General features: G+C 74.3%; 20 protein-coding genes. 13 read left to right on the forward strand and 7 right to left on the reverse strand.

The genetic code is table 11. The annotated features are described in order from the left end of the window. Window positions 1-17 precede the first annotated feature (17 nt). Both ABD948_RS14425 and ABD948_RS14430 read right to left on the reverse strand, forming a co-directional pair. A complete protein-coding gene (locus tag ABD948_RS14425; RefSeq protein WP_345267017.1) occupies window positions 18-437 on the reverse strand; it encodes a VOC family protein in 420 nt (139 codons plus the stop codon). Window positions 438-485: 48 nt separating this feature from the next. Next, window positions 486-974: a VOC family protein gene (locus tag ABD948_RS14430; RefSeq protein WP_345267019.1), complete on the reverse strand. Its 489-nt coding sequence runs from the start codon at window positions 972-974 to the stop codon at window positions 486-488. A gap of 61 nt (window positions 975-1035) precedes the next feature. Here ABD948_RS14430 and ABD948_RS14435 point away from each other — a divergent pair, with 61 nt between their 5' ends. The 3 genes from ABD948_RS14435 (at window position 1036) to ABD948_RS14445 (ending at window position 4088) form a co-directional block, all read left to right on the forward strand. After that, window positions 1036-3105, forward strand: coding sequence for an NAD(+) synthase (locus tag ABD948_RS14435; protein WP_345267021.1), 2070 nt, complete (start codon window positions 1036-1038; stop codon window positions 3103-3105). A gap of 151 nt (window positions 3106-3256) precedes the next feature. Beyond that, the gene (locus tag ABD948_RS14440) at window positions 3257-3637 is read left to right on the forward strand and encodes a hypothetical protein (protein WP_345267023.1); all 381 of its coding nucleotides are present in this window, start codon (window positions 3257-3259) and stop codon (window positions 3635-3637) included. Between the two features lie 64 nt (window positions 3638-3701). Continuing rightward, the gene (locus ABD948_RS14445; protein ID WP_345267025.1) at window positions 3702-4088 is read left to right on the forward strand and encodes a hypothetical protein; all 387 of its coding nucleotides are present in this window, start codon (window positions 3702-3704) and stop codon (window positions 4086-4088) included. Between the two features lie 34 nt (window positions 4089-4122). Here ABD948_RS14445 and ABD948_RS14450 read toward each other — a convergent pair whose 3' ends face one another. Both ABD948_RS14450 and ABD948_RS14455 read right to left on the reverse strand, forming a co-directional pair. Next, window positions 4123-5436, reverse strand: coding sequence for a sensor histidine kinase (locus ABD948_RS14450; RefSeq protein ID WP_345267027.1), 1314 nt, complete (start codon window positions 5434-5436; stop codon window positions 4123-4125). Between the two features lie 10 nt (window positions 5437-5446). Beyond that, a complete protein-coding gene (locus tag ABD948_RS14455) occupies window positions 5447-6136 on the reverse strand; it encodes a response regulator transcription factor (RefSeq protein ID WP_345267029.1) in 690 nt (229 codons plus the stop codon). 122 nt (window positions 6137-6258) lie between these two features. Between ABD948_RS14455 and ABD948_RS14460 the strand changes: the two genes are divergently transcribed. From ABD948_RS14460 to ABD948_RS14495, 8 genes are all read left to right on the forward strand, one after another. After that, a complete protein-coding gene (locus tag ABD948_RS14460; RefSeq protein ID WP_345267031.1) occupies window positions 6259-6738 on the forward strand; it encodes a hypothetical protein in 480 nt (159 codons plus the stop codon). A gap of 55 nt (window positions 6739-6793) precedes the next feature. Next, a complete protein-coding gene (locus ABD948_RS14465; protein WP_345267033.1) occupies window positions 6794-8131 on the forward strand; it encodes a glutamine synthetase family protein in 1338 nt (445 codons plus the stop codon). Window positions 8132-8156: 25 nt separating this feature from the next. Beyond that, on the forward strand, window positions 8157-8525 hold the full coding sequence (locus tag ABD948_RS14470) for a hypothetical protein (protein WP_345267035.1): 369 nt from the start codon (window positions 8157-8159) through the stop codon (window positions 8523-8525). Window position 8526: 1 nt separating this feature from the next. Further along, the gene (locus ABD948_RS14475) at window positions 8527-9288 is read left to right on the forward strand and encodes a type 1 glutamine amidotransferase (RefSeq protein ID WP_345267037.1); all 762 of its coding nucleotides are present in this window, start codon (window positions 8527-8529) and stop codon (window positions 9286-9288) included. Next, window positions 9285-12275, forward strand: a complete 2991-nt coding sequence (locus ABD948_RS14480; protein WP_345267039.1) for a bifunctional [glutamine synthetase] adenylyltransferase/[glutamine synthetase]-adenylyl-L-tyrosine phosphorylase — start codon at window positions 9285-9287, stop codon at window positions 12273-12275. The genes ABD948_RS14475 and ABD948_RS14480 overlap by 4 nt, the downstream gene beginning before the upstream one ends. Before the next feature lie 200 nt (window positions 12276-12475). Further along, on the forward strand, window positions 12476-13114 hold the full coding sequence (locus tag ABD948_RS14485; protein ID WP_345267041.1) for a TasA family protein: 639 nt from the start codon (window positions 12476-12478) through the stop codon (window positions 13112-13114). 68 nt (window positions 13115-13182) lie between these two features. Beyond that, window positions 13183-13872 (forward strand): signal peptidase I, encoded by a 690-nt coding sequence (locus tag ABD948_RS14490; protein WP_345267043.1) that lies wholly within the window; start codon window positions 13183-13185, stop codon window positions 13870-13872. Further along, entirely contained in the window at window positions 13869-14225 is a 357-nt protein-coding gene (locus tag ABD948_RS14495) for a hypothetical protein (protein WP_345267044.1), read from the forward strand. Before ABD948_RS14490 ends, ABD948_RS14495 begins: the two co-directional genes overlap by 4 nt. An 18-nt stretch (window positions 14226-14243) precedes the next feature. Here ABD948_RS14495 and ABD948_RS14500 read toward each other — a convergent pair whose 3' ends face one another. Continuing rightward, on the reverse strand, window positions 14244-15059 hold the full coding sequence (locus ABD948_RS14500; RefSeq protein ID WP_345267046.1) for a response regulator: 816 nt from the start codon (window positions 15057-15059) through the stop codon (window positions 14244-14246). A gap of 110 nt (window positions 15060-15169) precedes the next feature. Here ABD948_RS14500 and ABD948_RS14505 point away from each other — a divergent pair, with 110 nt between their 5' ends. Further along, a complete protein-coding gene (locus ABD948_RS14505; RefSeq protein ID WP_345267048.1) occupies window positions 15170-15670 on the forward strand; it encodes a hypothetical protein in 501 nt (166 codons plus the stop codon). A 135-nt stretch (window positions 15671-15805) separates the two neighbouring features. Here the strand turns inward: ABD948_RS14505 and ABD948_RS14510 are convergent, their stop codons facing one another. Continuing rightward, complete coding sequence (locus ABD948_RS14510; RefSeq protein ID WP_345267050.1) at window positions 15806-17110, reverse strand: D-arabinono-1,4-lactone oxidase; 1305 nt, start codon at window positions 17108-17110, stop codon at window positions 15806-15808. Between the two features lie 94 nt (window positions 17111-17204). Here ABD948_RS14510 and ABD948_RS14515 point away from each other — a divergent pair, with 94 nt between their 5' ends. Next, entirely contained in the window at window positions 17205-18755 is a 1551-nt protein-coding gene (locus ABD948_RS14515) for a hypothetical protein (protein WP_345267052.1), read from the forward strand. Here ABD948_RS14515 and ABD948_RS14520 read toward each other — a convergent pair. Continuing rightward, window positions 18645-19940 (reverse strand): MFS transporter, encoded by a 1296-nt coding sequence (locus ABD948_RS14520; protein WP_345267054.1) that lies wholly within the window; start codon window positions 19938-19940, stop codon window positions 18645-18647. The genes ABD948_RS14515 and ABD948_RS14520 overlap by 111 nt on opposite strands. Window positions 19941-19943 lie beyond the last annotated feature (3 nt).

Below are 19943 nucleotides of genomic sequence, written 5' to 3' on the forward strand. Positions count from 1 at the left end.
TCAGGATGGCACGAGGCTCAGGAGCCGCCCCCGGCGATGTTGACCAGCCAGTTGACGCCGTAGCGGTCCTTGACCTGGCCGAAGTGGTCGCCCCACGGTGCCTTCTCGAGCGGGACGTCGATGCTGCCGCCCTCGGCCAGCCTCTCGAACCACCCGCGCAGCTGCGCCTCGTCGTCGCCGCTGAGCGAGAGGTGCACGTTGTACTGGTCGAGCTCGGGGTGGGTGCTGGGCACGTCGGCACCCATCAGGGCGATGGAGTCGCTCACGACGAGGTCGGAGTGCATCAGCTGCTGCTGCTCGGCCTCCGGGACACCCATGCCGCCCATGTCGGCGAAGCGCATCAGGTTCAGGTCACCGCCGAAGACGGACTGGTAGAAGGTCATCGCCTCCTCGGCGTGGCCTCGGAACTGCAGGTAGGGGTTCACGCGTGCGGGCATCGTGCTCTCTTCTCTGTGGGTGTGGTCGGCTGTCTGGCGGGCGTGGGATCAGGCGGAGACGGCCTCGGCGGCCGCCTCGAGGTCGGCGACCACGATGCGCCGCATCCGGAGCATGGCCTCCATGACGGCGGAGCCGCGCGCCGGGTCGGGGTCGCGGAGCAGCTCGTCGAGGCGGCGCGGCACCACCTGCCAGGAGAGGCCGAAGCGGTCCTTGAGCCAGCCGCACATCGACTCTTCACCGCCGTCGAGCAGGCGGTACCAGTAGTGGTCGACCTCGGCCTGGTCGGCGCAGGCGATGCTGAACGAGACGGTCTCGGTGAAGCCGGCGTGCTGCGGGCCGCCGTTGATGCCGCGGAAGGTGAGACCGGCCAGCGTGAACTCACCCGCCACCACGGCGCCGGGGCCGCCGTCCGGGCCCGGCATCCGGGTCAGGTGCACCGAGGAGTCGGGGAACACCGAGGAGTAGAAGGTGGCGGCCTCCTCCAGCTCGGAGTCGAACCACAGGCACGGGCTGATCGGGGTCTCGTGGACGGTCATGCCGGGGTAGACCGAGGTCGTCCGCGGAACTCATCGCCGACGTCGTCCCTAGACTCGCCCCGTGGACTTCTACTCCGCGTACGCCCACGGGTTCGCCCGGGTGGCGGCGTGCACGCTGCCGGTCGCGATCGCCGACCCCGCCACCAACGCCGCGCGCACGGTGGAGCAGGCGCGGGCGTGCCACGAGGACGCCGTCGCGGTGGCGGTCTTCCCGGAGCTGGGTCTCACCGGCTACGCCGTCGACGACCTGTTCCTGCAGGACACCCTGCTCGAGGCCGTGCACGAGGGGCTGGCCGCGATCATCGAGGCGAGCACCGACCTGCTGCCGGTGCTCGTCGTCGGAGCACCGCTCTCGCACGAGGGTCGACTGCTCAACTGCGCGGTGGTCGTGCACCGCGGCGAGGTGCTCGGCGTCGCTCCGAAGAGCTACCTGCCCACCTACCGGGAGTTCTACGAGCGGCGGTGGTTCGCGCCCGGCGACGACCGCCGCGGCAGCAGCATCACCGTCGCGGGCCGGACGGCGCCGCTGGGCCCCGACCTGCTCTTCACCGCCGACGACGTGCCCGGGCTGACCTTCCACGTGGAGGTGTGCGAGGACCTGTGGGTGCCCGTGCCCCCCAGTGCCGAGGCAGCGCTCGCGGGCGCCAGCGTGCTGCTGAACCTCAGCGGCAGCCCCATCACCATCGCCCGCGCCGAGGACCGCCGGATGCTGGTGCGCAGCGCCAGCGCCCGCTGCAGCGCCGCCTACGTCTACGCCGCCGCCGGCCAGGGGGAGTCGACCACCGACCTCTCCTGGGACGGGCAGACGATGGTCTACGAGGCCGGCGAGCTGCTGGCCGAGGGGGAGCGCTTCCCCGACGGCGCCCGCCGCACCCTCGCCGACGTCGACCTCGACCTGCTGCGGCAGGAGCGCCTGCGCCAGGGGACCTTCGACGACAACCGCCGCACCCTCGACGCCCGCACGGGCCGCGGTGCCTTCCGGACGGTGCGCTTCACGCTCGCCCCGCCCACCGGTGACGTCGGCCTGCGGCGCAAGGTGGACCGGTTCCCGTTCGTGCCCGACTCGGCCGAGCGCCTCGCCCAGGACTGCTACGAGGCCTACAACATCCAGGTCTCCGGGATCGAGCAGCGGCTCACCGCCATCGGCGGTGGCACCTGGCAGCCCAAGGCCGTGATCGGTGTGAGCGGTGGCCTCGACTCCACGCACGCCCTGATCGTGGCGTGCAAGGCGATGGACCGTCTCGGCCGGCCGCGCTCGGACGTCCTGGGCTTCACGATGCCGGGCTTCGCCACCACCGACACCACCAGGGGCTACGCCACCCAGCTGTGCGCGGCGCTCGGCGTCACGTTCTCCGAGCTCGACATCCGCCCCGCCGCCGAGCAGATGCTCGCCGACCTCGAGCACCCCTACAGCCAGGGCGCCCGCGGCGCGTCGGCCTACGACGTCACGTTCGAGAACGTGCAGGCCGGGCTGCGCTACGACTACCTGTTCCGGCTGGCCAACCAGCGCGGCGGCATCGTCGTCGGCACCGGCGACCTCTCCGAGCTGGCGCTGGGGTGGTGCACCTACGGCGTCGGCGACCAGATGAGCCACTACAACGTCAACGCCGGCGTGCCCAAGACCCTGGTGCAGCACCTGATCCGCTGGGTCGCCGACACCGGCGAGTTCGACGACGTCACTGCCGGGCTGCTGCGCGAGATCCTCGAGCTGGAGATCACCCCCGAGCTCATCCCCACCGAGGGCGACGCCAAGCCGCAGGCCACGGAGGACTCCGTGGGGCCCTACGCCCTGCAGGACTTCACGCTCTTCCACGTGATCCGGCGCGGCTACCGGCCGAGCAAGATCGCCTTCCTTGCGTGGCACGCCTGGCACGACGCCGACCGGGGCGAGTGGCCACCTGGCCTGCCCGTGGAGCGCCGGGCCGCCTACGACCTCGCCGCTGTCAGGCACTGGCTCGAGGTGTTCTGCAGGCGTTTCTTCGCCTCGCAGTTCAAGCGCTCCGCGCTGCCCAACGGGCCCAAGGTCAGCCCCGGCGGCACCATGTCGCCCCGCGGTGACTGGCGGATGCCCTCGGACGCCTCGCCGGCTGCGTGGCTGGCCGAGATCGAGGCGCGCGTCCCCCGGTCCTGACCCGGTCGGGGCGGCCCTGCCAACCCCTCCCGAGGACTTTGCCTCGCCTTAGCCGACGGCTGGTTCGCGCTTAGCGAGCGCTCGGCGAATCTTCTCGCACACACCCGGTCCGGACACCCCGGCGGCCGGGACACCGCGAGGAGAGGCTCCCATGAACAACAAGCTGCTGATCGGCGTCGTCGCCGCCGTCGTCGTGATCGCCGCCGGCGTCGTGCTCTGGCTGACCCTGGGCGGCGACGACGAGGCGCTCGAGCGCGGCAGCTGCGAGGACGGCGTCACCTACGAGCTCAGCGCCGAGGAGGACGACGGCGCGCTCGAGGTGGCCTTCGAGCTGCAGTCCGCCGGCCCGGCCGAGGCGTGGACCGTCGAGTTCACCCAGGGCGGCACCTCGCTGCTCGAGGCCGACCGCCAGACCGACGAGGACGGCGAGCTCGACGTCGACGTGCTGGCCGACCCCGACGGCTCCGACGAGTTCACCGTGACCGCCACCCCCGAGAACGGCACCGCCTGCACGGCGGCGCTCGCCCGCTGACCGACCCGCAACCACCACACCCACACCACATCCACACCCACCACCCCGAAGAGAGAAGACCGTCATGAAGATCGCCAAGACCGCCGCCCTCACCACCGCCGGCGCCCTGCTCGCCGTCCCCACCGCCGTGCTCGTGGCCGCGCCCGCGCACGCCGACGTCGACCGCCAGGGCCGCTGCGGCCCCGGCAGCTACGAGTTCTCGGTGGACCGCGAGGGTCGCGGGTTCGAGGTCAGCGCCGACCTCGACAACCTGCGCCCCGGCAGCCGCTGGAAGGTCGTGCTGCGCCAGGACGGCCGCGTCATCGGCAACGTCACCCGCACCGCCGACCGCGAGGGTGACGTCGAGCTGGACCGCTTCGCCCGCAACACCGCCGGCAAGGACCGCTTCGTCATGCGTGCCACCCCCGTGGGGGGCGGCAGCGGCTGCAGCTCCACCATCACCGTGAGCTGACCCCGGCCCGACCGCAGCCGCGGTCACCGCAGGCTCAGGGCGCGCCGAGGACCACCTCGGCGCGCCCTCCGCCGTGCGAGGACCGACCCAGCGACAGCCCACCACCGGACGCCTCGGCGGTGCTGGCCACGATCGCCAGCCCCAGCCCGGTGGAGCCGGCACCCGAGGCGCCGCGCGCGGTGACGTCGAGGTCGGCCGGGTAGCCGGGTCCGGCGTCCTCGACCACCAGGACGGCGCCGCCGGCGCCACCGGCGGCGCCGGGAGCCACCGACACCCAGAGGTCGGCGCCCTCGGGCGTGTGGGTGAAGACGTTGTCGAGCAGCACGTCGACCAGCGCGGCGAGGTCCTCGGCAGCCGCACGGACGGGCAGGGGCCCGGGGCAGAGGTCCAGGTGCAGCGACCGCTCCTGGTCCTCGGCGAGCGGCTCCCAGAAGCGCACCCGCTCGCCGAGCACCTCGACGGCGTCGGTGCCGGCCACCAGACCCTCGCGCTCGGAGCGCCGCGCCTCGCGCACCACGTGGTCCACCATCCGCTGCAGCTCGTCGAGGTCGCCACCCAGGCGGGCGCGCTGCTCGGGGGAGTCCAGGGCGTCGACCCGCAGACGCAACGCCGTCATGGGGGTGCGCAGCCGGTGCGAGAGGTCGGCGACGCCGGCCCGCTCGCGCTCCAGCAGCGTCTCGACCCGCTCCACCAGACGGTTCATCGCCTGCGCCAGCTCGCGCACCTCGTGCGGACCCTCGTCGGCCCGCACCGGCTCGGGATGGCGGCGGTCGCCGAGCGACTGCGCGTGCGCCGCCAGCGCGCGGATCGGCTGCACGAACGAGCGGCCCAGCCGGTCGGCCAGCACGAGAGCGCCCGCCATCAGCGCCACACCCAGACCCAGCAGCACCAGCAGGCTGCGGACGATGTCGGACTCGAGCCCCGGCGCCAGCACCCGCACCTGGATCACCGGTGTGGCCTCCGGCCCGGCCGAGGCTCCGCCCAGCGAGACCGGCACGAGGAACTCCGCGCCGCCGTCGACGTCGTCGATGCGCGCCTGGCGCGAGCTGCGCGCCTGCTCCACCCGCGCGTCCTCGGAGGCGTCGGGCCCCACGGCCAACCCGTTCGGGTAGTAGACCGTGGTCTGGATGTCGGGGTCCCGGTTGATCCTGTCGAGGTAGGCAGCCACCACGCCGGGGCTGTCGGACTGCTCGGACACCACGCTCTCGGTGGTCTGCACCTCCAGCGCCGCGCGCGAGATGCGGTCCTCCAGCGCGTAGTCACGCACCAGCACCGCCATCGGCACCAGCATCGCCAGCAGCACCATCGAGGTGGCTGCGGCGACGGTGAGGATCAGGCTCCGGCGCACGGGTCGCCGCTCAGGCCCCGGGCGCGGCGAGTCGCACGCCGACGCCGCGCACGGTGTGCAGGTAGCGCGGCTCGGCCGCCGACTCGCCCAGCTTGCGGCGCAGCCACGAGACGTGGACGTCGACGGTCTTGTCCGAGCCGCCCCACGGCTGCTGCCACACCTCGCTGAGCAGCTCCTTCTTGGTCACCACCTCGCCCGGTCGCTCGGCCAGGTGGCGCAGCAGGTCGAACTCGCGCGGACTCAGCTCCACCGGCTCGCCGTCCAGGGTGGTGCGCCGCGCGGCGACGTCGACCTGCAGGCCGCCCACCACCAGCACCGGCTGCTGCGCGCGGGCACCGCCGCCGACCCGGCGCAGCACCGCACGGATCCGCGCCTCGAGCTGCTCGGGCGTGTAGGGCTTGACCACGTAGTCGTCGGCGCCGGCGTCGAGGCAGCCCACGAGCGAGGGGTCGTCGTCGCGGGCGCTGGCCACGATCACCGGCACCTGGCTGACCGCCCGCAGCATCGCCAGCACCTGGGTGCCGTCGACGTCGGGGAGCCCGAGGTCGAGGATCACCAGGTCGGGGCGGTGGTCGACCGCCATCGAGAGGCCCTGCATGCCGGTCGAGGCCGAGGAGACGGCGTAGCCGCGCTCGTCGAGGGAGCGCATCAGCAGCGGGCGGATGCGCGGGTCGTCCTCGATGATCAGCACCTGCACCACGCGCGGACCCTAGCCCACCGAGCCGCAGGTCCCGCCTCGGCGCGGCCGGGCGCACCGCGCCTTAGCGCGCCCTTAACCCTCGCTTGACGACGTCCGGAGCCGGCAGGCGCCAGGATGGTGCCGTGAGCACGCCCGAGCCCCCCCGCCCGCGACCGCGGCTGCGCGTCCTGGGGTACGTGGCCGCCTGGTTGCTGGCGGCCACGGCCGCCGTCTCGGTGGGCGTCATCGCGGTCAGCAGCGTCGGCGCGAGCCTGCGTGACCGCGGCCCGACGGTCAACGAGGCGATCGCCCAGGCCCAGCGCACCGACGCCGGGGACGGTCGCCTCGTCCCGCCGGTCGACGCGGAGCGGGTGCGCGGCGAGATCACCGACGAGTTCGGCGCCTTCGTCGTCGAGTGCCAGGGCGTGGTCGCGACCGGCGTCAGCGCCGACCCGGTCGACGGCTGGCGCACCGTCAGCTTCGAGTCCGGCCCCGACGACGACGTCGACGCCGTCTTCTCCAAAGGGGGCCGCTCGATCGAGGTCGAGGTGTTCTGCAACCGCGGCGAGCCCACCGTCTCCGACCTCGAGCGCAACGAGCTGCCGGACCTCGAGGACGACTGACCACCCGCCGACCCGGTGGCGGTCGGGACGGATCGGCACACCCTAGGGTGGCCCCATGGGCAAGCAAGAGGACTTCGTGCTGCGGGCGCTCGAGGAGCGCGACGTGCGGTTCGTGCGACTGTGGTTCACCGACGTGCTGGGCTTCCTGAAGTCGGTGGCCGTGGCGCCGGCCGAGCTCGAGGGCGCCTTCGCCGAGGGCATCGGCTTCGACGGCTCGGCGATCGAGGGCTTCGCGCGGGTCTTCGAGGCCGACATGCTGGCCAAGCCGGACCCCTCGACCTTCCAGATCCTGCCGTGGCGCGGCGAGGGCCCCTCGACCGCGCGGATGTTCTGCGACATCGAGATGCCCGACGGCAGCGCCTCCTACGCCGACCCGCGCAACGTCCTCAAGCGCACCCTCGCCAAGGCAGGGGAGCGCGGCTTCAGCTTCTACACCCACCCCGAGATCGAGTTCTACCTGTTCAAGAACGTGCCCGAGGCCGGTGAGGAGCCGGTGCCGATGGACCGCAGCGGCTACTTCGACCACACGGCGCAGTCGATGGGCTCGGACTTCCGGCGCGAGGCGATCACGATGCTGGAGTCGATGGGGATCTCGGTGGAGTTCAGCCACCACGAGGCCGGCCCCGGCCAGCAGGAGATCGACCTGCGCTACGCCGACGCGCTCACCACCGCCGACAACATCATGACCTTCCGCACCGTGATCCGGGAGGTGGCGCTGAGCCAGGGCATCTGGGCCAGCTTCATGCCCAAGCCGTTCACCACCCACCCCGGCTCGGGCATGCACACCCACGTGAGCCTCTTCGAGGGCGACCAGAACGCCTTCTACGAGGCCGGCTCGGAGTACCAGCTCTCCCGCACCGGACGCTCCTTCATCGCGGGCGTGCTCCAGCACGCGCCGGAGATGAGCGTCGTCACCAACCAGTGGGTCAACTCCTACAAGCGGCTGATGTTCGGCGGCGAGGCCCCCTCCTACGTGTGCTGGGGCCACAACAACCGCTCCGCGATGGTGCGGGTGCCGATGTACAAGCCGCTCAAGGGCGCCTCGACGCGCATCGAGCTGCGCACCATCGACGCCGCCTGCAACCCCTACCTGGCCTTCGCGGTGGTGCTGGCCGCCGGCCTCAAGGGCGTCGAGGAGGGCTACGAGCTGCCCCGCGAGGCCGAGGACGACGTCTGGTCGCTCACCGAGCGCGAGCGCAAGAGCCTCGGCATCGAGCCGCTGCCGAAGAGCCTCAACGAGGCGATCGCGATCGCGGAGGGCTCCGACCTGCTGGCCGAGACGCTGGGGGAGCACGTCTTCGACTTCTTCCTGCGCAACAAGCGCGCGGAGTGGGACGAGTACCGCGGGCAGGTCTCCGCCTTCGAGCGCGACCGCATGCTCCCGGTGCTCTGACCCCCGGGATCGAGGGCCGCCTGCCATGAGCGCTTCCCGCCCACCCGCCGACGAACGCGGCGTCCGCCAGGGCCTGGTGCTCTGGGCGGCGGTCGTGCTGGCGCTGGTCGTCACCGGCCTGGGCGTCGTGGGCGCCGCCGGCACCAGCGGCCGCGAGCTGGTGGTCAACCTGGTCTACCTCGGGCTCGGCGTCCTCACCCTCGTGTGGGCGCTGCTCGCTCGCCGGATGGTCACCGAGACCCACCCCCGCGCGAAGCCGGTGGTGCTCGGGCTGGGTGGCTGGCTGGTGGTCGTCGCGCTCCTCACGGCGTCCATCACGCCGCTGGCGCTGCTGCTCGCCGTCACGGGCATCGTCACCGTCTTCCTCACCCTGGCTGCCGAGCAGGAGGTCTGAGGTGACGGCGCCCGCGCCCGGTCCGGTGCGCGTGCTGGTGGTCGAGCACGACGCCGGCTGCCCGCCGGCACTGCTGGGTGAGTGGCTCACCGCGGCCGGGGCCAGCCTCGACGTGCGCCGCCCGGCCCAGGGCGACGAGCTGCCCCGCTCCCTCGACGACCACCGGGCGCTGCTCGTGCTCGGCGGTCCGCAGGACGCCGACGACCCCGCCCACGCGTGGTTCGCGCCCACCCGGGCCCTCGTGCGCGAGGGTGCCGACCGCGGCACGCCCGTGCTCGGCGTCTGCCTGGGCCACCAGCTGGCCGCGCTGGCGCTGGGTGCGCGCACCGGGCGCAACCCGGCCGGCCAGCAGGTGGGCCTGCTGCCGGTGGGCTGGACGCCGCAGGCTGCCGGCGACCCGCTGCTCGGCGGGCTGGCCGCGGGGCCGGCCCGCGGCGTCCACTGGAACGACGACATCGTGCTCGAGGTGCCCACCGGCGCCACGGTGCTCGCGCGGGCTCCCGGCGGCGAGGTGCAGGCGCTGCGCCTGGCGCCCACCGTGTGGGGCGTGCAGTGGCACCCCGAGGTCGACGAGCCGATCCTGCGCCGCTGGGCCGAGGAGGACGCCGAGCGGCACCTCGAGCGCGGCGTCGACCAGGAGGCCGCGCTGGCCGAGGTCGCGGCCGCACGCGCCGAGCTGGAGGCCACCTGGCGGGGGCTGGCCGTCCGCCTGGTCGCGCTGGCGCGCGAGGCAGCCGCACGTCCGGCGGGGGAGTGGGCGTGAACGCCCCGGGAGGCCGCGCCGGCGGCAAGGGGGCGCTGGTGCGCCTGGGCTTCCTCGACGCCGACGCGGCCCAGGGGCTGCTCGACGAGCTGGGGTCCGCGGGCGAGCCGCTGCTGGCGCTGCTGGCGCGCACCGCCGACCCCGACACCGCCCTGCGCGGCCTGTGCCGCCTGGTCGAGGAGGCCCCCGACGCCACGGAGCTGCTCACCGTCCTGGCCGACGACGAGGGCACCGCGATGCGGCTGCTCAGCGTGCTGGGCGCCAGCCCGGCGCTGGCCGACCACCTGGCCCGCCACCCCGCGCACTGGCACGAGCTGCGCGACCCCACGCTCGGCTCCACCCGGCCCGCCGCCTACGCCGTGCGCGCGGGGCTGCTGGCCGCCGTGGGCGCCGACCCCGAGGTCGACCTGCCGCGCGCCACCCGCCCGGACGCCGACGCCGTCGACGCGCTGCGCGTGGAGTACCGCCGCGTGCTGCTGCGCCTGGCCTCGCGCGACCTGGCCCACGAGGTCGGCGTCGACGACGTCGCCGCCGAGCTGGCCGACCTGGCCGCCGGCACGCTCGACGCCGCCCTGGCCGTGGCGCGCACCCGGGTGGGGGAGGCGGCCGACCGCTGCCGGCTCGCCGTCGTCGCGATGGGCAAGTGCGGCGGCCACGAGCTCAACTACGTCTCCGACGTCGACGTGCTGTTCGTGCACGAGCCGGCCGCCGGGGCCGAGGAGGACCCCGGCCTGCTGCGCACCGCCACCCAGCTGGCCAGCCACCTGATCCGCGTCTGCGGCGACCACACCGGCGAGGGCACCATCTGGCCGGTCGACGCCAACCTGCGACCCGAGGGCAAGGCCGGGCCGCTCAGCCGCACCCTGGCCAGCCACCAGGGCTACTACGAGCGCTGGGCCAGCACCTGGGAGTTCCAGGCGCTGCTCAAGGCCCGGCCGGTGGCGGGCGACCTGGCGCTCGGCCGCGACTTCGTGGCGATGGTGCAGCCGATGGTCTGGCACGCCAGCGAGCGCGACGGCTTCGTGGCCGACACCCAGGCGATGCGCCGCCGGGTGCTCGAGCACATCCCGGCGCGCGACGCCGACCGCCAGCTCAAGCTCGGCGCCGGCGGTCTGCGCGACGTCGAGTTCGCGGTGCAGCTGCTGCAGCTGGTGCACGGGCGCACCGACGCCGGCATCCGTGCCCCCACCACCCTGAGCGCCATCGCCGCGCTGACCCGTGGCGGCTACGTGGGCCGCGAGGACGGCGAGGCGTTGCACGAGGCCTACTTCTTCCTCCGCCAGCTCGAGCACCGCATCCAGCTGCACCGCCTGCAGCGCACCCACGTGCTGCCCGACGACGAGGAGTCGATGCGCCGGCTCGGCCGCAGCATGGGCTTCCTCAAGGAGCCGGCCCGGGCCCTCGACGCGGCGTGGCAGCACCAGCGCCGCGAGGTGCGCCGCCTGCACGAGAAGCTCTTCTACCGGCCTCTCCTCTCGGCGGTGGCGCGCATCTCCGAGGACGAGATCCGGCTCTCCTCGGAGGCCGCCGGCGACCGGCTCGCCGCGCTCGGCTACGCCGACCCCGCCGCCGCGCTGCGCAACCTCGAGGCGCTGACCAGCGGCCTCACCCGCACCGCCACCATCCAGAAGGCGCTGCTGCCCGCGATGCTGCAGTGGTTCGCCGAGGGTCCTGACCCCGACGCCGGGCTGTTCGGGTTCCGCCGGATCAGCGAGAGCCTGGGCAGCACCCCCTGGTACCTGCGCACCCTGCGCGACGAGGGACAGGTGGCCGAGCGGCTGGCGCGACTCATCTCCACCGCCCGCTACGTGACCCAGCTGCTCGAGCGCGAGCCGCAGGGCGTGCGCATCCTCGCCGGCGACCTCGCCCCCGCCCCCGCGGAGGCGCTCGTCGAGGAGATGCTGGCGCTGGCCGGTCGCCAGGAGGACGCCGAGAAGGCGGTGCGCGCCGTGCGCGGCATCCGGCGCCGCGAGCTGTTCCGCATCGGTGCCGGCGAGGTGCTCGGCCTCACCGACGTCGCCGAGGTGGGTGCCGGGCTCTCCCGGCTCACCGACGCGACCCTGGAGGCCACCCTCGCCACCGTGACGACCGCGGTGTGCGCGCAGCGGGGGCTGGCGGAGCCGCCGACGGCGATGGCCGTGGTCGCGATGGGCCGCTACGGCGGCTTCGAGCTCTCCTACGGCAGCGACGCCGACGTCATGTTCGTGCACCGCGCCGCCCCCGGCGTCGACCAGCACACCGCCGCCTCGTTCGCGCAGGCCGTGGCCAACGAGCTGCGCCGGCTGCTGGCCGCACCCGGCGGCGACCCCGCGCTCGAGGTGGACGCCGACCTGCGACCCGAGGGCCGGCAGGGACCGCTGGTGCGCTCGCTGGACTCCTACGCCGCCTACTACGCACGCTGGTCGCACGTGTGGGAGGCGCAGGCCCTCCTGCGCGCCGACGCCGTGGCGGGCGACCCCGCGCTGCGCGCCGACTTCGAGGCACTCGTCGACCCGCTGCGCTACCCCGAGCAGGGGCTCTCGCAGGACGACGTGGTGGAGGTGCGGCGGATCAAGGCGCGCGTCGACACCGAGCGGCTGCCCAAGGGCGCCGACCCCCAGCTGCACCTGAAGCTGGGCCGCGGCGGGCTCGCCGACATCGAGTGGACCGTCCAGCTGCTGCAGATGCGCCACGCGGGCGAGGTCACGGGGCTGCGCACCCCCCGCACCCTGCCGGCGCTCGAGGCCGCGGCCGCCGCCGGCCTGCTCCCCGGCGAGGACGCCGAGCTGCTCGCCCACGTGTGGCGCACGGTGAGCCGCACCCGCAACGCCGTCACCCTGGCGCGCGGCAAGCCCGGGGACCACCTGCCGCGCGACTCACGCGAGCGCGCCGCGGTCGCGAGCATCCTGGGCTACCCGGCCGGCAGCAGCGACCAACTGGTCAACGACTACCTGCGCGCCACCCGGCGCTCGCGCGAGGTCGTCGACCGCATCTTCTGGGACTCCTGACCCCTCCCCGCCGCCCTCGAGGGCGTGTGTTGCGCCGCTCTTGAGCGAGCCGGGACTCCTTGCGGATCCCTTGAGGGAACGTGCGGTCGCAGCACGGGAGCACTTGAGTCCCGAGGCGCAGAGTTCTTCTCGTCAGGCAGGGCCAGCAAGGTCCGGCCGATCCCCACCGGGATCACCCCCCACGTACGAAAGGCCTCATCATGGGCAAGCACACCGTCTCCCGCACCGCCGGTCGCAAGGCCACCACCACCAAGGTCCTGGCCTCCGTCGCCCTCGTCGGCGCGGCCGCCTCGGTCGCGGGCCTCGGCACCTTCGGCTCCTTCACCTCCACCACCTCGGCCAGCCAGGCGGTCTCCACCGGCAAGGTCGTCATCGGCCTCACCCAGCACGCCACCGCCGGCACCACCGTGGCCGCCACCAACCTGGTCCCCGGCGACACCGTGCAGCGCGCCGTCACCCTGACCCGCAGCAGCGACACCGAGGCCTTCGGCTCGGTCAGGCTCACCACCGCCCCCACCGGCGCCGCCAGCCTGCTCACCTCCGACGCCACCAACGGTCTGCAGCTCAAGGTCGACCAGTGCTCGGTCGCCTGGGTCAAGGCCGCCTCGAACGAGCTCACCTGCTCCGGCACCACCACCCCGGTCGTCACCACCCGCGCCGTCGTCGGCTCGAACCTCGACCTGACCGCCGCCACCAGCACCCTCAACACCGCGGCCGCCGCCTCCAACCTGCGCGTCTCGATGTTGCTGCCCGAGGCCGCCAACAACGACTTCCAGGGCCTCTCCTCCACGATCGGCTTCACCTTCGACGCCACCCAGCGCGCGGCGAGCTTCCGCTGATCCCGCCGGGCCACCGGCCCGCCTGACCCCCCACCGCCCACCAGCGCCTCATCCAGGAAGGACGCCCCGTGATCGTCGTCTCCGACACCCGGTCCGCCCCCGCAGAGCTGCCGGCGCAGCTGCCCGAGGAGGGTGCCGCCCCCAGCGCGCCGTCCCCGCGCGGCCGCGCGGCCCTGCCGGTCCGTGTGCTGCGCCGGCTGCTCGCCGGCGTCCTGACCCTGGTGCTGGTGGGCTCGGTGGGGATCTTCGCGTTCCTCGCGGTGGGTCCCCACCTGCTCGGCTACCGCACGATGACCATGCTCACCGGCTCGATGGCGCCGGAGATCGTCCCCGGCGACGTGGTGGTCATCCGCCCCGTCGACGTGCAGGACCTCGCCGTCGGCGACGTGATCACCTACCACATCCCCGTCGAGGACCACCGCGTCGAGACCCACCGCATCGTCGAGGTCGTCGACCAGCCCGGCGGCCGCGTGGCCGTCCGGACCCAGGGCGACGCCAACCCCAACGTCGACCCGTGGCTGGCCACGATGGACGGCGAGACCGCCTGGCGCGTGAGCGGCGTGGTGCCCGCCCTGGGCAGCGCCGTGCGCTTCCTGCGGGAGCCGTGGATCGCCGACGGCGTCCGGTGGCTGGCGCTGGCCGGCCTCGTGGGCCTCGGCATCACCACGATCTGGTCGCGCGGAGAGAGGTCCGACGACGCCGACGGCACCGACACGGTGACCACTCCCCGGCGCGGCGGCGCGCGGCGGGCGGCATGAGCGCCCCGGTGCTCGAGCCGGTGCTCGACGACCAGCGGCTGGCCGCCTTCGGCGAGGAGCTCGGCGACGCCGGCTTCGCCGCCCAGCACCTGCAGCGCTACCGGCGCATGCTGCCCGAGCGGGTGTGCGCCGTCGTGGCGCGCCTCGCCGAGCGACGCCTGGACCCGGCGATGGACCGGGTGCTCAGCCTGCGCACCTCCTCGGAGCTGGTGGGTGCGTGCGAGCTGGCCGTGCTGGCCGGTCGCATCGAGCAGCAGCTGGCCGACGGGGCCTGGGTCGAGGCCGAGGAGACCGGCCACCGGCTCGGCGCCGCGGCCGACCGCCTGGCCTGCCGCCTCGCCACCGCCTGCTGACCGCCTGCCCGGCCGCGGTCAGGAGGCGGGCGTCTCCATGCGGTAGCCGACGCCGCGCACCGTGCGCAGGTAGCCGCCCCCGGAGGGGCTGGTGCCCAGCTTGCGGCGCAGGTTGCCCACGTGCACCTCCACCAGGTGGGTGTCGGTGGACCACTCGGTGTCCCAGACGGCGCGCAGCAGCGACTCCCGGCTCCAGACCCGCGCGGGCGAGCGCATCAGCTGCGCCAGCAGGTCGAACTCCAGCCGGGTCAGCGGCAGGGTCTCCCCGTCGCGGGTGGCCTCGCGCGCGTCGACGTCGACGACCAGCCCGTGGTGGCGCAGCACCTCGTGGTCGCTGGGTGACGGCGCGGTGCCGGCCGGGTCAGCGGGCGCCGCGACCTCGGCCGTCGGCCGCGCGACCACGCGCGGCGCCGCCTCCGCGACGCGCCGCGGTCGGCGGAACATCGCGTTGACGCGGGCGCGCAGCTCGCGCACGTTGAACGGCTTGGAGAGGTAGTCGTCGGCACCGGTCTCCAGACCGATCAGCCGGTCGATCTCGTCGTCGCGGCCGGTGATCATCACGACGTAGGCGTCGGTGACCTCACGGATGCGCCGGCAGGTCTCGATCCCGTCGATGCCGGGCAGGCCGAGGTCGAGGGTGACCAGGTCGGGGTCCAGCGAGCAGACCAGGTCGATCGCGGCCTGGCCGGAGTCGACCGAGCAGACCTCGAAGCCCTGGCTGGTGAGGGCGAAGCCGATCAACTCGCGCACGTCCTCGTCGTCCTCGACGACGAGGGCGCGGCGGGTGTCCGGGGGAGCCGCGAGCTCCGTGCCGGTGGGGGGTGGGGGGACCATCGGGCTCTCCTTGCGCGGATCTTGAGGTGGGGGGACCTCCCTCTTGAGCCTGGCGAGGGAGGGTGAGACCGAGCAATGAGCTCGACGATAGCAACGAAGGAGCAGTCCTGATGGCACGACGCGGGAAGCACCGCCGGGGGGTGGCCCCCACCCGGCGCCCCGGTGTGCCCGGCCTGCGCGCCGTCTCGCTGCTGGTCCTGGTGCTCGCGCTCGTGACCGTGCCGGCCGCGGCGCTCGCCCGCTTCACCACGGCGAAGACCGCGAGCCAGGTGGTCGGCACCGCGGAGATGGTGGCTCCCTCACAGGTCACGGGAACCGCCTCGTGCGCCAACAACCTGGGGAGCCGCTCCCTGACGGTCACGGTCAACGGCTTCGCGGTCACGCCGCTCGCCGGCGAGAGCTACCTCTACGAGCTCCTCCGCGCGGATACCGTGGTGGCGAGGCAGCAGACGACGTCACGCAGCGCGACCCTGAACGGCTCGGCCTCGGCCTTCCTCAACAACGTCACCTGGACGGTGCGGATCACCGCGGTCCGCGGGAGCTGGTCGAGCGACCCGTGGACGAAGTCGGTCACCTGCACGCTCGGTGGTGGCGGAGGCGGGCCGCTGTAGAGCGGCCGGCGCGTCGATCGTGGCCCCGAGGCCACCCGCCCCCGAGATGCGGGCGGCTCAGCCCTGATGCCCGGCTCGCGCACGCCCCAAACCTGGGATCCCAAACTTTTTTCTGCACCGGCCGCACGGCCGGGCTCAGGGGCCCAGGACGCGCCGCAGGTAGGGGTTGGCGAAGACCCGGTCGGGGTCGAGCCGGTCGCGCATCGCCAGGAAGTCGCCGAACCGCGGGTACAGCGCCGCGAGGCCGTCGGCCTGGCGGGTGTGCAGCTTGCCCCAGTGCGGGCGGCCCTCGTGGGCACGCATCACCGACTCGACGGCGGCGAAGTAGCGCGCGTGGTCGGCGCGGTGGTGGGTGTGGAAGGCCAGGTACAGCGAGTCGCGACCCGCACCGGTGGAGAGCGGGATGTCGTCGGCGGGGGCGCAGCGCACCTCGACCGGCATCCCCACCTGCACCCCGGAGGCCTCCAGGGCCGCGCGCGCCTCGCGCAGCGCCGTCAGCCCGGCGGCGCGCGGCACGGCGTACTCCATCTCGCGGAACACCACGCCGCGGTGGGAGGTGAAGACCCGGTGGGCGACGTCGCTGTAGGTGCGGTCGGGCACCAGCCGGGTCACCGTGCGGTTGAAGGGCGCCGTGGCGCGGGGCACGAGGTTGGCGGCGGCCAGCCCGGCCCCCAGCACCCGGTTGGCGAGCAGCTCGTCGTCGACCCAGCCCTGCAGGCGGGGGACGGGCCGCAGGTCGTCCAGGTCGGCCAGCCGGGTGTTGGTCTTCACCAGCAGGCCGTCGGTGTGCGGCCACCAGTAGAGGTCCACGTGGTGGTGCTCGGCGGTCAGCTCGTCGTAGCGGGCCAGCGCCTCGTCCCAGCCCATCGGCCGCTCGCGGGCCTCGAGGGCGAAGAGCGGCTCGACGGCGAAGGTCAGGCTGGTCAGCACGCCGAGGGCACCGAGCCCCACCCGGGCCATCTCCAGCACCTCGGGGTGCTCGGTGGCGCTGGCGCGCAGCACCTCGCCGGTGCCGGTGACCAGCTCCAGGCCGACCACCTGGGCGGCCAGGCCGGCCGCGACGCCGCCGGTGCCGTGGGTGCCGGTGGAGACCGCGCCGGCCAGCGTCTGCTCGGCGATGTCGCCCATGTTGTGCAGGCTCAGGCCCAGGTGCTCCAAGCTCCGGTTGAAGTCGTCGAGCCGGGTGCCGGCGCGGGCGGTGACCGTCATCGCCTCGCGGTCCACCGCGACGACGCCCTGCAGCCCCTCGGGGCGCAGCAACGTGTGCTCGGGCGCGGCGATCGCGGTGAAGCTGTGGCCGCTGCCGACCATCTTCACGCTCTCGCCGGCCGCCCGCGCCCGCACCACCTCCGCGGCGACCGCCTCGACGTCGGGCGGCGTGACCGTGCGGGTGGGGCGAGCGGACTCCAGCCGTGCCCAGTTCTGCCAGCGCTCGCTCACCCCGCCACCGTAGCCGCGCCGTGCCCCGGGCCGGAGGCTTGTCGCCTGATCGGACGACGAGACGACCCGTCGTCGTCCGCCTACCGTCCCGCACGTGGCCTCGAACCGCCGGGGAGCTCCGCTCAAGACGCTCGACGACCCCTCCGCTCCCGGTGAGGGGCGCATCGACGTGGGGGTCCGCATCGGCTGGGCGCTGCGGATGGCACGGCTCACTGCGGGTCCCCAGGCCGTCTCCCAGATCGGCATGGTGCGGCGCCTGGAGCAGCTCGGGCTGCCGATGAGCTCCACCACCGCGCACCGCGTGGAGACCGGCGCGCGGCGGGTGGGTGCCGTGGTGGACGCCTACGAGCAGGTGCTCGAGCTCGCACCCGGGACCCTGCGTGCGCCCGTCGACATCCTGTGCCGGACCTTCTCCTACAGCCCGGAGGACCGCGACCCCGGCACCGAGCCGGTCGACCTGGCCCACATGGAGTCGGCGTTGCACCCCCTGACGACGGGCAAGGCGACCGGCGGCGAGTGGTTGCGCTGGGCCCGGGCGTCGGTGGCGGGCGGTGGGCTGGGCATGCCGCGGGCGCACATGGAGGAGCTGGTGGGCCGGTGCCTCAGGGAGCTGCTGCGCAGCTGGGGCACCGGCTACCACACCCGCTACGAGGCGTTGGCGCTGCTGCGCTGCGGCCCGTACGCCGAGGTGGTGCTGGCGGCGGCCCGTGACCTGGTGGAGCACCCGCACGTGCAGCAGCTGGCCGACGTCGCCAGCCTGGTGGGGGAGCTGCGGACGCCGGACGCCGTCGCGTGGGCGGGCCAGCTGCTGGAGGACGAGCGCGACCACGTGGCCAGCGGCGGGGTGGTGTGCCTGGAGAACCTGGTGAGCACCTCGGGGGACCCCGGGCTGCTCGCGGCGGTGGAGGAGCCGGTCGTGCGCGCCTTCGCGGCCGCCGAGGAGGGCACCGATCGCTGGCGCTGGCTGACGCACCTGGTGCGGCTGATGCCGCGCGCGCAGCACGCACGGGTACGGGCCCGGCTCGACAAGCCGTTGGCGCCCGCCCTCGCCCCCTCCACCGACCGTCGCTCCGACGAGCACTGGCGGCGGTGCGAGGTCCTGGCCCGCCGGGTCACCGACTCCCTCGGCGTGGAGCCCCAGCCGTTGCTGACCAGGCTGCTGCTCGAGCTGGCGGTCGGCCCCTTCGAGACCCGGGCGGTCACCTCCGGGATGCTGCTGCGCGGTCAGCCGGCCCTCGTGGCTCCCCTCGCCGCGGTGGTGGCCGAGATGGGGGAGGAGCACCCCGAGCCGCTCGTGCGGGCGCGAGCGCTGCGCCGCCTGGTGATGCTCGAGGGCGACGTGCTGCCGCCGCGGGTCGCGGGGTGGCTCGCCGCCGACACCGCCGCCGACACCGACACCGACCCCCGACGTCAGGTGGCGGCCCTGAGGCTGGCCGCGAGCACCACCCACGAGGTGGCGCGCACGGTGCTGGAACGGGCCCTGGAGCAGCCCGGGACCCGGCGCGCGGCCCTGCTGTTCGCAGGGCAGCGCGGCTCACCGCTGCTCGGGGTCTGGGGTGCCCAGCACGCCGATCCCGGCGTGCGGGGTGCCTGCCGGTGGTGGCAGGAGGTCGGGAGCGTCGCGGTCGCGGACCTCGGACGCTGAGCGTGCCCCCGCCCCGGACCGGGGCAGCGTCTGGGCGGCGAGCGCTGCCAGCAGGCCGGCGGCCAGGCTCACCAGGTAGGCCTGCGAGGCGCCCACGTGGTCGACGACGAACCCGCTCGCGGTGGCACCGGGCGCGACGCCGGCGACCAGGCCGGTCTGCACCACGGCCATGCCCTCGGTGAGCCGGGCGCGCGGGGCCGAGGCCTCGAGCATCGCCATCGTCGCCACCAGCGTGGGGGCGATCGCCAGGCCACCCACGAGCAGCATCGCCCCCATCACGGGCACCGAGTCGATGAAGGCGAGCGGCGCCATCGCCAGTGCCATCCCGGCCGCTCCCCACCGCAGCCGCACGTCGGGGCCGCGCCGCCAGGTGATCGCGCCGGTGACGACGCCGGCCGTCAGGCTGCCGAGCGCCCACAGCGCCAGCAGGGGGCCGGCGTAGGCCTGGGAGCCCTGCGTCTCGGCGAAGGCCACCGTCGTCACCTCGGCGGCACCGAAGAGCACGCCCAGGCAGGCGCTCACCACCGCCAGCGGCGCCACCGTGCGCCACGGCATCGGCGGACGCGCCGACCCGCTGGTCGGCCGAGGGTGGCTGGGAGGCTCGGTGGAGCGCTGTGCGCCGAAGGCGATGCTGCCCACGACGCCCGCCACGACCGCGGTGGCCAGCCCGGCGACCGGGTCGACGGTGGTCGCGAGCAGCGTCACCAGGATCGGGCCGAGCATGAACACCGCCTCGTCCACCACCGCCTCGAGCGCGTAGGCGGTCTGCACCTCGGCCGGCTGGTCGAGCACGAACGCCCAGCGGGCCCGCACGCAGGAGCCGATCTGCGGGAGCGACCCGCCCGCGACGGCGGCCAGCACATAGGCGGTCGCCAGCGGCCAGCCCTGCTCGACCGACCACACCAGACCGCTCATCGCCGCGCCGAAGACGAGGCTGGCAACGGTGAGGACCCGTCGCTGACCCAGCCGGTCGAGCAACCGACCCTGCAGGATCGCGAGCACCGCGTTGGCCACCATGTAGGCCGCGGCCACGGCGCCGGCGACGCCGTAGGAGCCGGTGCTGGCCTGCACGAGCAGCACGATCCCGAGCCCCGCCATCGAGATGGGCAGGCGGGCCACCAGGCCGGTGGCGGAGAAGAGGGCGGTGCCGGGCAGGGTCAGGATCCGGCGGTAGGAGGACATCATCGG

Source organism: Nocardioides nanhaiensis (assembly GCF_039542785.1).
Classification (GTDB): domain Bacteria; phylum Actinomycetota; class Actinomycetes; order Propionibacteriales; family Nocardioidaceae; genus Nocardioides; species Nocardioides nanhaiensis.